Consider the following 14,831-nt stretch of genomic DNA (forward strand, 5'->3'; position numbering starts at 1 on the left):
CCACTATTCACCTGAAACCGGGCGCGGCCTTTGATCAGGGGATGATGTAGGAGAGAAAATAAAAAGGCAGAGCTTCATAAGAGCCATTAATGGCTCTTATGAAGCTCTTTGCTTTCTGCTATAGCAACCGCGATAAACTATGTTACAAATTCATAGCTATTTTCTTTCGGCCAACTTTTTGTGCATTTTTTGAATGCTCGTGGCAGGGCGGCAGCTTCCCCTGGCAGTGTAACCATAGAGCTGGCGTCTCCTCCGACACATCCAATAGATAAATGGCTGTCTCACAACTATCGACGACCATGCGCGACATCTTTTGTAGAAAATGGGGCGCCTTCTTGTTGAGATGTTTGATTAGCTCTTCCGCCTTCCATCCTTTGGCATCGATATCAGAAAGAGTGATAATCTCCAGGTTGATATCGATGACATGCTTGGGGTATCTACTATTTAACCCTTGTAAGCATACGCTAAGAATATCTTCTAAATACATCAGCAGGCCTCCTGTGAAAGATCCTAACGATCACCGCTTCACAAATTCGATAGTCATAAGCTACACGCTCTACTATCGTCAACAGAGGACAAGATGTATGTAATTCTTCGCGTGTTCAATCAATATCAACAATTGTCGCCATTACCCGCCAGTGCTCCAGCCGGGCTTTACCAGCGCGCATCGGCCTGCGCTTGCGGCGAATCACTAACGATTTGCATAAGCTCAATGGCATTTCCATCTGGATCGTTGAGCCAGTATTGCAAATTATGGTCCATACCCCTGATGGCCTCGCCAGTAATCTCTACGCCCCTGCCTTTAAGTTGCTGCAATGTGGCGGCCATATCGTCCACCAGCAAGCAAAAGTGATTGTAACCAACGTTTTGACCACGCGGCCGATTCTCACCGGCGCCGCCAGGAAATAGCTCAATAAAATTGCCTGGGGAAACCTGAATATAAACAATCCAGGGCGATGGGGTACCTTCTCGATCAAGCCTGAATGCCTCTCTGAAACCTAATTTCTGGCAGTAAAAATCAAGAGATTTCGCCAGGTCAGAAATGTAAAAAGCGACATGTCCAATACCAGTAATCATTACCACGATCCTTTCTAATCCATATGAATATACTCTTTTATATGAGTTGAACACGAAAAAAAGTTCTTGTCAAGCAATTTACCACTTATTTATACCCATTATTTGGAGTAAAATCAATAAATTAATCATATTTATCGCCTATCTTCATGATAATGAATCTTCCTCGATATTGACGCCAGTCCACAGTTTAGGGCATATCACATATATATGGGAATATAAACAAAGAAGGAAATGTTTGTATAAGAGTAAGACAAATCGGGAAATTTAAAAAGGACAATGTCTGAGTATTTGTGTGCTCTTCAACAGGCTTGTCTCTCCCTTATGAAAAATCAGAAGGACCAGACTTTTGACTAATATTCAACATATCACTGATACGACGAAACTTAATAACGGCGTTCAGATGCCATGGCTTGGCTTTGGTGTTTTTCAAACGAAAGAAGGCGACGAGGTCATCAATGCGGTTCGCGATGCTCTGGAAACTGGCTATCGCTCAATTGATACGGCCGCCGCGTATGGCAATGAGACTGGTGTGGGGACAGCCATTAAACAGAGTGGCGTGTCACGCGGTGATCTTTTTGTGACGACGAAGGTATGGAACTCTAATCAGGGCTATGATTCGACGTTGCGCGCTTTTGACGAGAGCCGCAAGAAGCTGGGTCTTGATGTCATCGACCTGTATTTGATCCACTGGCCGGTCAAGGGCAAATATAAAGATACCTGGAAGGCCATGGAGAGATTGTATCGCGATGGGAGCGTACGTGCTATTGGCGTCAGTAACTTCCATGTCCATCATCTCAATGACCTGCTGCAGAACAGCGAAGTAGTGCCAGCCGTCAACCAGATCGAGCTGCATCCGTTGCTCAGTCAAACTGAACTGCGCAGTTTCTGCCAGCAAAAAGGTATCCAGGTTGAAGCCTGGAGTCCACTGATTCGGGGTAGGCAAGATATTTCTCTGCTGAAAGAGCTTGCCGATAAGTATCACAAATCGCCAGCACAGATCATCCTGCGCTGGGATCTGCAGCATGGCATCGTAACCATTCCGAAATCGATCCATACCGAGCGCATCCGCGAAAATGCGAGTGTGTTTGATTTCACGCTCTCCGATGAAGACATGCAGCGCCTGGATGGTTTGAACCGCAATGAGCGCACCGGCGCCGATCCAGACAACTTCAATTTCTAAACCTATTCTGATCTGGATCAGCAAAGCCCCCTCCAATGAATGGATTGGAGGGGGCTTTTTGTGATCTGACGAGGTTGCTGAGAAGTAGCCTGGGGAACACTCGGCGACGATTTTCTCATTGCCCCGACTGGCATACTAAGAAGCTATATGATGTCCTGCTTTTTGGCCCGCACTACTTGTGCAGGCAACCTCCGTTCAAGCCAGAGCAGACTCATTCCTGACGCGGATACCAATCCTGCCAGGAAGAACCAGGGCAGAGCTGGAGTCACCACGTAGAGGTTCGAAAACAGGGCCGGGGTCAATGCGCTGGCGACTCCCCACGAGAACTCATACATAGCCAGGTAGCGTCCACGAAGGGCCACAGGACCCAGGTCGGCAACCAGTGAACTTGCGGTTGGGCCATACAATATGGATGCCAATGTATGGATAGAAACAACAAGAAACAGGTAAGGAATCACCAGGAAAACAGGGATGATCAGCGCCAGGGCAAAGCAACCGCACGATATACACCACGCAAGAGCGGCCGCCCCGAGGGCTCTGGTACGACGGAATGGCTCCATAAGGCGAACAACGAGCGTTTGACAGCCGATTATCAGCAGCGAATTGAGCATCAAAGCAGGACCAGGTACCCAGCCGGGAGCATGAACAGCTTCGGTCACGTAGACCGGAAAGGCCGTTCCCAGCATCATTGAGCATAGGGGAAAGGAAATGTTGCTGATCAAAAAGATGATGAACAGGCGATTCTGTAAAATGGTTGTATATGGTACCATTGCTACCTGCTCATGGTGCCTCTGTCCTGGCTCTGACAAACGCAGCAAAAGACAGCCCGCCACCAGGTAACAGAGAGCACTGCTCCCGATCAGCATGCGATAAATGTCTGGATTATTCGTTGCCAGGACAAGGCCCGCCAGCAAGCCGCCAATCCCCAGACCAACATTGCGTATGACCCCGACAAGTCCGAACCAACGATCCAGCTCATGAGGAGAGGCCATATCGACGATGAGTGATGCGCTGGCCGCGAAAAAGATTCTGCCACCCGCCGTTACCAGAAAAGCCATCCCAAACAAGACGGGAACCGTATGCACAAAGAGGTAGCCGAGAAATCCGATCGCCTGGATAAGCTGGCTGATAGCGGTTATACGTCGGGCGCCAAAACGATCTACCAGACTCCCTGTAATCAATGACACCGGCAGTGCGCAGACGGTAGCGATAGTCAGAGCCAGCCCGATGACGGGCAAGGGAAAGTTGGCCGTGACCTGGAAATAGAGAATTGAGAGAGGGAGAAACAATCCCGCTCCGAACGCGTCGATGATCAATACAAGCAGAAAACCGTATCTTCCTTGTGTCTCTGGAAAACCAAAATGGTCCTTCCATTTGTTCATAGATCCTCCTACAAACAAAAAAAGAGGAGCTGGCAGCATACCTTTTCGGCAGCTTGCCAGCTCCTCTTCTCTAAAAATAGCACCCCGCAAATGGATGCAATTGCTTAGATTTCACATGCTTCCCGCGTCATATGTCGCCTTAAGAAGCCAGAGAAAAGGGGTACAATTACCCACAAGGGAGACGCGCTATAAAACATCGGGCGCCACAGATTTGCTTTACACAGCGCCCTGCGTATGGAAACGTCTCTCGGCTGGAAGTTACAATAGAAACTCTTTTCGTTATCATAATCAAGAGATCTGCTCAATTATAACATAGTGAGTGAGTCTCGGCCACCTCTTAAATAGCAAGCCATCGTGGTAAGGAACGGGGTCAATGGATCTCTTATCCCCTTCTCATGGTCGCGCCTGCAAACATTTGAATGGCACCCACCAGGTAAGTAATATCAGTACAGAGACATCTTCATTGGTATACAGGAATGAGAATTGCGACTCCGAGGGCGGGCAGTTGTATTACCTGTTCATATATGTATTGGGTAAGCACGTCGCGCATAGGTTCTGACAGCGTAATGCACTGCGCCTCTTGCAGATGGTTGAGTAAGAAGTAGGCAACCATTTTTCCTTCGCGGCGCGTGACTTCAACCCCTCGGGGAACCTGCAGCGGCGCGGTCAGTCCCAGGCGGCTCTGCAACATTTTCATCAGCGCATCTACTCCGGCAGCATCTGGGCGGGTCGCCACATAAAATGCCTGGCCCAGGCCATAATGATACTCGGTAATCGCTGGTCGGCCAGCATAGAAATCTTGTCCAAAGATGGCTATTGCCTGCGCCCCCTCCAGTTGCACGATGTCGCACCAGTGCTCACAATTATAGGTGCCGCTCCAATCGTCTGTCTCTTGCAGGCAGAACAGGGTATTCGTCTTTCCTGCGGGTAGCGGATCAAACTCTTCGACCCAGATGCCCAGGGTGCGCCGTAATGGCCCAGGGAATCCACCCAACCAGGCACGATGGCTCTCATCGACCATGCCGCTGAAGTAGGTGGTCAGAAAGGTGCCTCCCTCCTTGACATACTGCTCAATGGCCGCGCCCTGTTCCTCGCTCACCATGGTAAAAAGGGGCGCGATCACCAGTTGATAGTTATCCAGTGGCTGATCGGGAGATATGATATCAACGGCAATGTTACGTTTCCATAATGCCCTGTAGTAATGCTGCAGTTCCGCGATATAGTTGAAGTGGCGGCTAGGTGTGTGTCGATTTTCTACTGCCCACCAGTTGGGCCAGCTCATCATCAGTGCCACACGCGCCTGCATATGTGTCTCCAACAAAGCAGGCTCCAGCAGCTTGAGTTCCGCGCCCAGAGCGGCAACTTCTTGAAAAATGCGCGTCTGTTCGTGTCCGGCATGACCTACGATGGCGCCATGATACATTTCTCTGCCGCCCCGCGCCTGGCGCCATTGAAAAAACATGACGGAGTTCGATCCGTGCGCCAGCGCCTGGTAACTCTGCAGGCGCATCACTCCCGGACGCTTGAGCGGATTCTCCTGATGCCACTGCACCTGGCTGGGCGTTTGCTCCAGCAATAGCCAGGGCTGCTTCTGCTTCAGGCTACGCATAAAATCATAATGAAAAGCGGCCACATCGGGGGTGGCATTGTAACGGGGATAAGAATCCCAGCTGATGATATCCTGATGCTGCGCCCAGCTAAAATAGTCGATATGACGCGTCAGGCCGTGGAAATTGGTCATCACTGGCACATGCGGCGTTACATCGCGCAATATAGCGACTTCCCCTAGATATCCTTCGAGATTCATGTCCGACAAGAAATGTTGATAGTCAATCTGTAGGGCTGGCAGGCTATGCTCGCCAATACTACTGGGAGGCTGCACCTGCTCCCAGGCGGTGTAAGTACGGCTCCAGATAGAGGTAATCCAGTGGCGATTGAGCTCATCCAGGCGACCATAACGCTGCTGCAGCCAGCCGCGAAAGCGCATAGCACAGTGATCGCAATAACAGGCAGGACCATATTCGTTGCTGACATGCCAGAGTAGCAGGGCACGATGGTCGCGATAGCGCTCAGCCAGCCTGCGCACTAAATCCTGCCCGAGCCGACGAAAGTGCTCGTTGGTGGGACAATAGTTGAGCCGTACGCCAGGCTTATGCCGGACCCCTGTCTCGTCTACTGGTAAAACATCTGGATAGGCCACCGATAGCCAGGCTGGCTGGGCCGCCGTTGCGGTTCCCAGACAGGCAAAGATCTGCTGCTCCGCCAGTAGTTCGAGGATGTCATCTAACCACTCAAAGGTAAAGTGATCTTCCGCCGGCTGCAGCGCCGCCCAGCTGAAGATGCCCAGCGAAACCAGGTTCACGCCAGCCTTGCGCATCAGGCGCACATCCTCCTGCCAGATCTCGCGCCAATTCTTATCCACCATCCATTGCTCAGGATTGTAGTCGCCCCCATAAAAAACAGCGGGAAACTTGAGCTTGCTCCCTCGCTGCACAGATTGGTACATCATATCTCCACCCTCCAACATATCCACTGATCCGCGTCGCGCACGCATCTATACTGCCATTTCTATAGTTGATAGCCGTCACACATAGTATTTTTTTTAGTATAAGCTGCAAATACAAACCTTAAACAGATCTCGCGCATACTCAAGTCTACACAATCTCAGAGCCATCTCCGCTCTTTTCAACCAAAAAACGGCATGGTATGTGTGCATAAAAACGTACAAGAAACCCGAGACCCATAGGTTCGGACCTTGCGTCCGATTTCTCCCTCCACACACGTAACGTTCCCTCGTAGATTCAAACCTCGCGTCCGATTTCTTCCCCCACGCACGTAACACGCCCTGCCAGATATGATCTTCGAGGAGAAAAGCTAGATACACGAAATGTATTGTCCACAAAAAGGCCTTGTCTCTATCAGCTGGCAAAAGATAAAATGGCCTTATACTTGAGAACTTCTTGTTTGGCTAGCGGCTCAATGGGCATACAGAAACTCGTGGAGGCGTGGCAAACATAATAATAAACAGTAAAGGTTCATTATGGACAAATTATTCTGGGGCTCGATTGCGCGTAACCATTTTCAGGTTCCGGCTGGCTATAGCGTTGAGCAGCTAACGCCGGAATTGTTGCATCGGCTGGGCGAGCCCGATCCCGAGTTGCGCGACTACTATATCTATTCAACCCTCGAAAATTGGATTCAAGAAGGCTTCTATAATCATGCAGCGCTGCGTTCTATGATTATGCAGTTGGCAGAGAATATGCGGCACGAGTTAGGTACGCAGGGAGACGATACGGTACTGCTGCGCTCATTTTCTGCCCTGACCCTCTCCGATGTTCTCAAATACGATAATAAGCATCCTTTTCTGGCCAGAAGTGAAGTCCACGGCATTCTGGAGCAGGCCATCGATTATCTGGTAAGCGAGCAGGATTTGCGCGGTTATGTCACCGGTAAAGGTTGGCTGCACGCGCTGGCCCATGCCGGGGATCTCCTGGGGGTGCTCGCCCGCAACCGCCATATCGGGGATGTCGAGCTCAAGCGTATGATGGCCGCCATTGCGGAACGGGTGACGCTGCCAACCGATTATAGCTATATGACATTGGAGGAGGAGCGCCTGGCTCTGGTCGTGATTGCGGCTCTGACGCGCGATATCCTCTCTCCGACCTTCTGGCCCTGGTGGGGCAGGCAAATGGCTCAGGTAGAAGAACGCATGCGCTGGGAAGATACCGTGCGCTTTGCGCAGCCTCCCGATATCTGTGCCTACCATAATACAAAATTATTCTTGCATAGCCTGTACTTTCAACTGACTATCACTGGCTATAAAATGCGCGGTACGCAGGAGTTGGTCGAAACGATCAGGCAAACCCTGAATCGGCTTGATCCAGGCTTCTTCTCGGCAGATGTCATTAAGATCCTTGATGCAGATATCCACACCGAGGACTTAACATAGCCGTTCAAAAATTTTTTCGCTCTTTACAACTCTTGCAATAAGCGTTACTATAAGAGAAACAATCTATGTTGACAAAATCAATCAACTTTGTCGACATAAGAGGATTGCCCTTACATTAATGGTTGTCCTCTGTTTATCGTTTATGTATGGACAACTAGACGAGTAGAAGACGTTTCACGCTCCTGATGATGTCAAAGGGCAGTTGTGGGGTACAATAAAGGAGTGAAGGTACTTTGAGTGAAAGGATGCGAGTAATGACGACAACTGATACCTCTAACCGTCAGTCTACTGGTGGATCGAAGTACACAGGTCCAATTATCGATACCGACATACATGAGACGTTTACTAAATGGACCGACCTGGTACCATATTTGAAGGAGCCGTGGCGCGGTTTGATTACCAATGGTGCCTGGCAGGGCACAGGTAATCCTCATGTACACTGGGCCAGCCATGGTGTGAACCGTGGCGACTCTCAACCCGCTGATGGCTCTCCGGCTGGCTCAAACTATGAGTTGCTGCGTAAGCAGGTGCTGGACCTCTATCCAATCAAGCATGCTATCTTAACTGGACAATTTATGCCGGCGGTAATGCCGATGCAGTTTGAGTTCGCGACCGCGCTGGCCAATGCCTATAATAATTTTGTGATTGATCATTGGCTGGCTCTAGATCCTCGCCTTTGTGCCAGTATTCAGCTGGCTCCTCAAGATCCCCAGGCAGCCGCCCGCGAGATCGATCGTCTGGGTCCCGATCCTCGCTTTGTGCAGATCTTACTGCCTATCGGACAGTGGTCCTATGGCGATCCTTTCTATCATCCGATCTTTGAAGCGGCTGCCCGCCATAATCTGGTGGTGGCATTCCATCACACGGGAGCTGTGGAAAGCGCTCTCGGTAAGGGCCGCTATTATATCGAGTGGCACATCAATGTGCCGCAGGGAGCCATGGCAACCCTGACCAGCCTGGTCGTCAATGGTGTCTTTGATAAGTTCCCCACGCTGCGCTTCTGTGTTCTGGAAAGCGGCTATAGCTGGCTGCCTCATCTGCTCTGGCGCATGGACCAGAATTATCGCTCACTCCATCTGGAGGTACCCTGGGTCAAACAACTTCCCTCTAAATATATTCGTGAGCGCGTGAAATTCTCGACGCAGCCAACTGAGGATACCAGTGTGGAAAACTGGCTGCGCCTGCATGAGATGCTGGAAACCGATAAGCTGCTGGTCTTCGCCACCGATTATCCCCACTGGGACTTCGATTCGCCTGAGGAGTCTGTGCCGCGTGGCCTTCCTGCTGATTTACGGCAGAAGATTTTCTACGATAATGCGCGCGAGCTCTTTGGATTTGAGGACTAGAAGGGAGTTTCAGAGAAGATGCAGTATCATGTTTGCCACGAAACAGATGTTCCGCGTGGTGAGAAACGCAGCTATACCGTCAAAAATATTCCAGTTGTGGTGGTCCATAGTGAGCATGATGAGTTTTATGCCATCTATGGTATCTGCCCCCACCAGCGTAGCCCTCTTGGCGAGGGCACACTGGTGGGCCTGACTGAGGCTACGCAGCCGGGCGAGGAATTCGCCATTGTGCGCAAGGGCGAGATTATTCGCTGCCCATGGCATGGCTTTGGCTTCGATGTCAAAACGGGCGCCTGCCTGACCGAGCCAGATAAGTTCCGTGTGCGCACTTACCCCATTAAGGTCGATAATCACGAAATCTATCTGGAGATTTAATCATCTCTTTCATTTCTTTATTATTTCTCTGGCAGCCAGAATGCCCTGGCGCAAGGAAAGGTGGATATCTTTTTATGGGATTTATTCCTCAGCAGCCCATAAATGCTCATTCGGCAAACTCTATTTCAACGCAAAAGCTGACACGCCGTACGCTGCTCGGCAATGGAGTGAAGGCGGGCGTCGGTGCCACGATGCTCGGTCCACTCCTGGCAGCGTGCGGTGAAGACGCATCTTCGTCATCCAGGCCCAATGGCCCGGTAACGATCCAATACGCGGCCCTGAATGATCAGACCGGCGAGCAGGCAGCCGAAATTGCTCGTTTCAATGATCTGCATAAGGGTAAAATCAAGGTTGAGTATCAGCAGCTGCCTCCGGTCTCGACTGATCAATACGGCAAATTCGTGAGCGCGTTCCGGGCCCAATCAGAAGTACCTGACGTTGTCCATATTGATGTGACGTGGCCAGCGCAGTTCGCCAGTTCTGGCTGGCTGGAGCCTCTCGATCGCTATGCCTCCGCCGATTATTTGAAGCAGTTCTATCCCAGCGCAAGCAATGTGGCTAAGATCGATGGCAAAATTTACGGCATCCAACGCTACCTGGATATTGGATTGCTCTACTACCGCACCGACCTGGTGAAAAAGTATGGTGGCCAGGTGCCCCAGACCAGGGCCGATATGGAAGCCATGGCGACAAAAATTCTGGCTGGCGAGAAGTCAAACGGCGTTCAATATGGCTACGTGATGCAGGGCAAAAAGATCGAGGCTATCGTTGATGAGTGGCTGGAGTTCCTCTGGGGCGCCGGTGGCAACATTGGCAATCCAGGTAGCCTGAAGGTCGATGACGCCACCAGCATCGATGCACTCCAATATATGCACGATCTGATCTACAGCAAAAAACTGTCCCCGACTGGCACCAATACGTATGCGCCGAACGATGCTCTCAACCTATTCAATAATGGTCAGGCCCCTTTTATGCGCAACTGGGTCTTTGCGTATACGCTGGCGAATAATCCAAAGAATTCGAAGGTGGCCGGTAAGGTGGGAATTGCGCCCACACTTTCCCTCAGTGGCAGCAAGGGACAGGGCTGCACCGGCGGCTGGGTGCTGGCCATCAATGCCAATTCTAAATATAAAGATGAGGCATGGGCCTTTATCGACTTCATGCTTAGCAAAGAGACACAGACCTCGATGGCCCAGAATGCCGGATTGGTCTCGACGCGTCCCGATGTGATCAGTGATCCGGCGCTCCAGTCCAAACATCCACAATTCAAAGATCTGGCCACCATTTTGAACGGTGGTCATAATCGGCCGCAACTAAAAACCTATAACCAGTTCACGACGCCACTGCAGGCCGCCATCAATGGTGTTCTCAGCAATCAGCAGTCGGCAGCAGATGCGCTGCATGGAGTGCAATCTCAGATTGCTTCTCTGGCTTAACATTGGGATGCCCGGGCTGTTCACCTTGAACAATGCCCGGGGACTCCTTGCTGATCTATCTCTTACCAACCTCTGTCTGCGGTCTAATGGGAGATTGATCCCTCAAGAGATGATCTGTTCCCTTCGATTTCACGTCTGTTCATACAGAGAAAAAGGATTACAACGCATATGGCGGTAGTTCGTTCACGCACTAAGAGAAGTATTCTGGAACGTCGAGAGGAGCGACTGGCCTGGGCTATGCTGACTCCTGTCCTGGTCGCGCTGCTGGCTATGGGAGTCTATCCTGCGGTAAGTACTATCTGGTATTCGTTCCATAAAGGCGGCTCATTCGGCCTGGGTATGTCATTGGCTGGTTTTGATGGCTATATACGCCTGGCCCATGACATACAATTCTGGAATGCTCTGAAATTCTCTCTGCTCTTTAGCCTGATTACAGTGGCGGGGCAAATGATCCTTGGCACGGCGCTGGCGCTGTTCGCGAATATGAAATTTCGTGGTCGCTGGTTGGTGCGCACGGCTATCCTGCTGCCGTGGGCTATTCCGACCGCCACCAATTCGGTCATCTGGGCCTATATCTTTAATGATCAGTATGGCCTGGTGAATAGCCTCTTGCTGCGACTCCATATCATCGATCATGCGCACCTGATCAACTGGCTCGGCTCGGCCCCGCTGGCGGTAACGCTGATCTATGTGCTGGCGATCTGGAAGGCAAATTCACTGGTAGCGCTGCTGGTGCTGGCTGGTCTACAGTCCATTCCAGAGGAAACGATTGAAGCGGCCCGTGTGGATGGCGCGTCCTCCTGGCAGGCGCTGTGGCGCATAACGCTGCCATTAGTGCGCCCAACCCTGGTGGTGACGCTGGTGCTGCGCACAATCGAGTCGTTGCAGTCATTTGATTTGATCAGCGCCTTTACTAATGGCGCACCCGGCAACGCCACCCAGAACCTGGGGCTCTACATCAATCTGCAAATTCAGCAGTTCGGCGACTTTCCCTATGGCTCGAATATCGCCATCGTGCTGATGCTGATTACCTTTGCCTTTATCATCGTCTACCTGCGTACCCTGTATCGCCCCGGTGTAAGCTAAAAGTTGAGAGGATTCTATATATGGCACAGACACTTCAAGCAGAGCACCAGCACCAGGCGCAGCCCAGTTCGGTGAGGACGAAACAACCGCGCCGCAGGCCTATTTTCTTTCTGACCAGTACGATCATTTATGTGATCTCCGCACTCATCCTCCTGATCCAGTTCTTTCCAATGCTCTGGGCATTGGCAACATCTTTGATGACGTCACAGGAGACCACGACGGTCCCGGCCACGTTGCTGCCAGCACATCCTACGCTCACCAGCTATGTGGAGGCTTTACAGGGCGAGATCGGCCACTACTATGTAAATAGTGTGATTACGGCCAGCGTTTCTACGGTGATCACGATGGTGCTGGCTACTCTGGCAGCCTATGCCTTTGCACGGCTACGCTTTCGCTGGAAAAATATCATCCTGCTGCTGGTCCTTTTCTTTTCGCTCTTTCCACCACTGGTCCAGGTCATTCCAATCTACCAGATTTTGCATAGTCTGCATCTGCTGAATACGCTGCCGGGCTTGATTTTGCCATACTCTGTCTTTGGCTTGCCGCTGGCGGTGCTGGTCCTGATGGCTTTTTTCCAGGATGTGCCGGTCGAGCTTGAGGAGGCGGCTATCGTGGATGGACTTTCGCGCTTTCGAGCGTTCATACAAATCATTTTGCCAGTGACTATACCCGGCTTATTTGCGACCGCTATTATTGTGTTTGTCGGCAACTGGAATGAATATCTGTTTGCTTTGAACTATACCAGCACCAAAACATATACGCTGCCGGTCGGCATCGTAACCGTCAGTCAGACCGAGTTTACAACCAATTTCGCCATTCTCTCGGCGGCTACGATCCTTTCGGTGATACCACTGGTGGTCTTAATTATGCTGCTTGAACGGCGTGTAGTCTCCGGCCTGACGGCAGGCGCGCTCAAAGGTTAGTTTAAAAGAAGCCGGAGTGCAATTGCACTCCGGCCAGCGTTATCTTTAAACAATAAAGCTCAACTACTTACGCATACTCACTTCGATGACGCCTGGCTTTTTACACATGTCGTGGCAGTTCTTTTCCAGGGTGCAACAGAGCGAGCAAATGTCACCTTCATGATAGGGGCAGTAGGTCATGTCAGGCGTTTCATAGTCATCGGTACAGGTTACACAGTTCAGAGCATGTGTATCTCCCTCTTCAGCACTATGCCCCAATGCATCCGGACGAGCCACATAGTATTTACCCTTGGTGAGGATGGCAATAATGGGCGAAAGCACAAAGGCGAGCACGATAGCTAGAAAGGGCGAGAAGGCCTGCGCTGTCGATCCCAGTACGCCAAAGAAGGCGATAATGGAAAGAACTGAGGCGATAAACATAGACCCAAAGCCGACAGGATTGATGGTGTAGAGATGAGCCCGTTTAAATTCAATGTATGAAGGACTGAGCTTAAGTAGAGGCTTGTTAATGACCAGGTCAGCTACCACGGCTCCAATCCAGGCAATCGCGACATTGGAGTAAAAACCCAGGACGGTATTCAAGAATCCAAAGACACCAAATTCCATCAGGAGCAGCGAGATACCGACATTTAAGAAGAGCCAGACCACGCGCCCCGGATGCCAATGCAGCATGCGTGAGAAGAAATTAGACCAGGAGAGAGAACCTGAGTAGGCATTGGTGACGTTAATCTTAACCTGGGAGAGAAAGACAAAGACGGTCGCGATGGTAAGAGCGATAAAGGGTGCTGGAATCAGCACGCCAAAACCTTTGATCAGTTGCTGAATGGGCTCTACCGCCAGCGTTGCCCCCAATGCTCCAAAGATATAAAAGGCCAGGAAACCACCACCCAACTGCTTGAGTGCACCCAGAATGACCCAGCCCGGCCCAGCGCTGATAACCGCAGTCCACCACTTACCACTATTCTTCTCGGTCTTTTCGGGCATGAATCTAAGATAGTCTACTTGCTCACCAATCTGGGCGATCAATGAGAGGGCAACTCCTGCCCCTAAACCAATTGAGAGAAAGTTTACGCTAGCACCACCCTTAGCGTTTCCAGTGAAATGGGTCCATGCTCCATAAGCACCAGGATCCTTGAATAAAATTGCCAGAAACGGAGCCACCAATAGCACTAACCAGATGGGCTGTGTCCAGACCTGCAATTTGGAAAGCAGGGTCATGCCGAACACAACCAGGGGTATGATCAATAAAGAACAAATGAGATATGCCCATGGTAGCGGGAGGCCAAAGTAGACATTGATGCCCTGCGCCATGATTGAGCCTTCCAGGGCGAAAAAGATAAAGGTAAAACTCGCATAGATGATGGAGGTAATGGTGGAACCCAGATATCCAAAGCCTGCTCCTCGCGTCAGCAGGTCCATGTCAATGTTGTATTTAGCCGAGTAATAAGCAATTGGAATACCTGTCAAAAAGATCACTACTGCAGCCAGGATTACCGCCCAGACCCCACTGGCAAAACCATAGGTAACAAAAATCGAGGCTCCAATGGCGAAATCGGCCAGATACGCAATGCCTCCCAGTGCAGAAGTGGCAACAGCATATTCACTCCATTTACGAAATGATTGTGGCGCATAACGCAGTGAGTAATCCTCCATTACAGGATTATTCACCAGATTGTTGAATTGCCGTTTCGGCTTGTTACTTTCTTGTTCAGGTGTCATTGATTCGATCATTGCCTGCATTCCTTCCCTTAATAGCTAACTCTTACCAGATATTCCATTCAATCGCATGTCCGGTACTAACAAAACAATTCGCAATGATAAGCCAGGACACAGAACCTTCCTTTCCCACATATAAGGCCACAGCACATGAGACCTACCACTCTCATAACGCCGAGAATGCCAATGATCACAAAAAAACAATTCAGCAACAATGCCGCGTCATCACCATCGAAATAACCAATAGTGCATATTGCACAATAATCGTTTAAAATTAAGAGTAGTATATTCTTTATCCCTTAATCAACTGTCAAATAAACCACTTTCACAAGTCCTAGTTTGGGCAAATATTACAAAAATA

12 protein-coding genes are annotated in these 14,831 nt (G+C 50.5%); 7 read left to right on the top strand and 5 right to left on the bottom strand.

Features of this window, described 5'->3' with window-relative positions:
* Positions 1 to 142 precede the first annotated feature (142 nt).
* Together JMI88_RS31655 and JMI88_RS31660 are read right to left on the bottom strand one after the other, a co-directional pair.
* Positions 143 to 487: a hypothetical protein gene (locus tag JMI88_RS31655; RefSeq protein WP_201366044.1), complete on the bottom strand. Its 345-nt coding sequence runs from the start codon at positions 485 to 487 to the stop codon at positions 143 to 145.
* Positions 488 to 654: 167 nt separating this feature from the next.
* The gene (locus tag JMI88_RS31660) at positions 655 to 1,077 is read right to left on the bottom strand and encodes a VOC family protein (protein ID WP_201366045.1); all 423 of its coding nucleotides are present in this window, start codon (positions 1,075 to 1,077) and stop codon (positions 655 to 657) included.
* 346 nt (positions 1,078 to 1,423) lie between these two features.
* Here JMI88_RS31660 and JMI88_RS31665 point away from each other — a divergent pair, with 346 nt between their 5' ends.
* Entirely contained in the window at positions 1,424 to 2,257 is an 834-nt protein-coding gene (locus JMI88_RS31665; protein ID WP_308438873.1) for an aldo/keto reductase, read from the top strand.
* Between the two features lie 143 nt (positions 2,258 to 2,400).
* Here JMI88_RS31665 and JMI88_RS31670 read toward each other — a convergent pair whose 3' ends face one another.
* Both JMI88_RS31670 and JMI88_RS31675 read right to left on the bottom strand, forming a co-directional pair.
* Positions 2,401 to 3,639, bottom strand: coding sequence for an MFS transporter (locus JMI88_RS31670; protein WP_201366046.1), 1,239 nt, complete (start codon positions 3,637 to 3,639; stop codon positions 2,401 to 2,403).
* A 460-nt stretch (positions 3,640 to 4,099) separates the two neighbouring features.
* Positions 4,100 to 6,148, bottom strand: a complete 2,049-nt coding sequence (locus JMI88_RS31675) for a beta-galactosidase (protein WP_201366047.1) — start codon at positions 6,146 to 6,148, stop codon at positions 4,100 to 4,102.
* A gap of 531 nt (positions 6,149 to 6,679) precedes the next feature.
* On the opposite strand from JMI88_RS31675, the gene JMI88_RS31680 reads away from it, so the two are divergent.
* The 6 genes from JMI88_RS31680 to JMI88_RS31705 all read left to right on the top strand — a co-directional run bounded on the left by JMI88_RS31680 (position 6,680) and on the right by JMI88_RS31705 (position 12,754).
* A complete protein-coding gene (locus JMI88_RS31680; protein ID WP_201366048.1) occupies positions 6,680 to 7,588 on the top strand; it encodes a DUF2785 domain-containing protein in 909 nt (302 codons plus the stop codon).
* 254 nt (positions 7,589 to 7,842) lie between these two features.
* Positions 7,843 to 8,934 (top strand): amidohydrolase family protein, encoded by a 1,092-nt coding sequence (locus JMI88_RS31685; RefSeq protein ID WP_201366049.1) that lies wholly within the window; start codon positions 7,843 to 7,845, stop codon positions 8,932 to 8,934.
* A gap of 18 nt (positions 8,935 to 8,952) precedes the next feature.
* Complete coding sequence (locus JMI88_RS31690) at positions 8,953 to 9,309, top strand: Rieske (2Fe-2S) protein (RefSeq protein WP_201366050.1); 357 nt, start codon at positions 8,953 to 8,955, stop codon at positions 9,307 to 9,309.
* Between the two features lie 74 nt (positions 9,310 to 9,383).
* The gene (locus tag JMI88_RS31695) at positions 9,384 to 10,745 is read left to right on the top strand and encodes an ABC transporter substrate-binding protein (RefSeq protein WP_201366051.1); all 1,362 of its coding nucleotides are present in this window, start codon (positions 9,384 to 9,386) and stop codon (positions 10,743 to 10,745) included.
* A gap of 168 nt (positions 10,746 to 10,913) precedes the next feature.
* Positions 10,914 to 11,831 (top strand): carbohydrate ABC transporter permease, encoded by a 918-nt coding sequence (locus JMI88_RS31700; protein ID WP_201366052.1) that lies wholly within the window; start codon positions 10,914 to 10,916, stop codon positions 11,829 to 11,831.
* A gap of 20 nt (positions 11,832 to 11,851) precedes the next feature.
* On the top strand, positions 11,852 to 12,754 hold the full coding sequence (locus JMI88_RS31705; RefSeq protein ID WP_201366053.1) for a carbohydrate ABC transporter permease: 903 nt from the start codon (positions 11,852 to 11,854) through the stop codon (positions 12,752 to 12,754).
* A gap of 63 nt (positions 12,755 to 12,817) precedes the next feature.
* Here the strand turns inward: JMI88_RS31705 and JMI88_RS31710 are convergent, their stop codons facing one another.
* The gene (locus JMI88_RS31710) at positions 12,818 to 14,485 is read right to left on the bottom strand and encodes a purine-cytosine permease family protein (protein WP_201366054.1); all 1,668 of its coding nucleotides are present in this window, start codon (positions 14,483 to 14,485) and stop codon (positions 12,818 to 12,820) included.
* Between the last annotated feature and the right edge of the window lie 346 nt (positions 14,486 to 14,831).

It is taken from the genome of Dictyobacter formicarum (genome assembly GCF_016587435.1).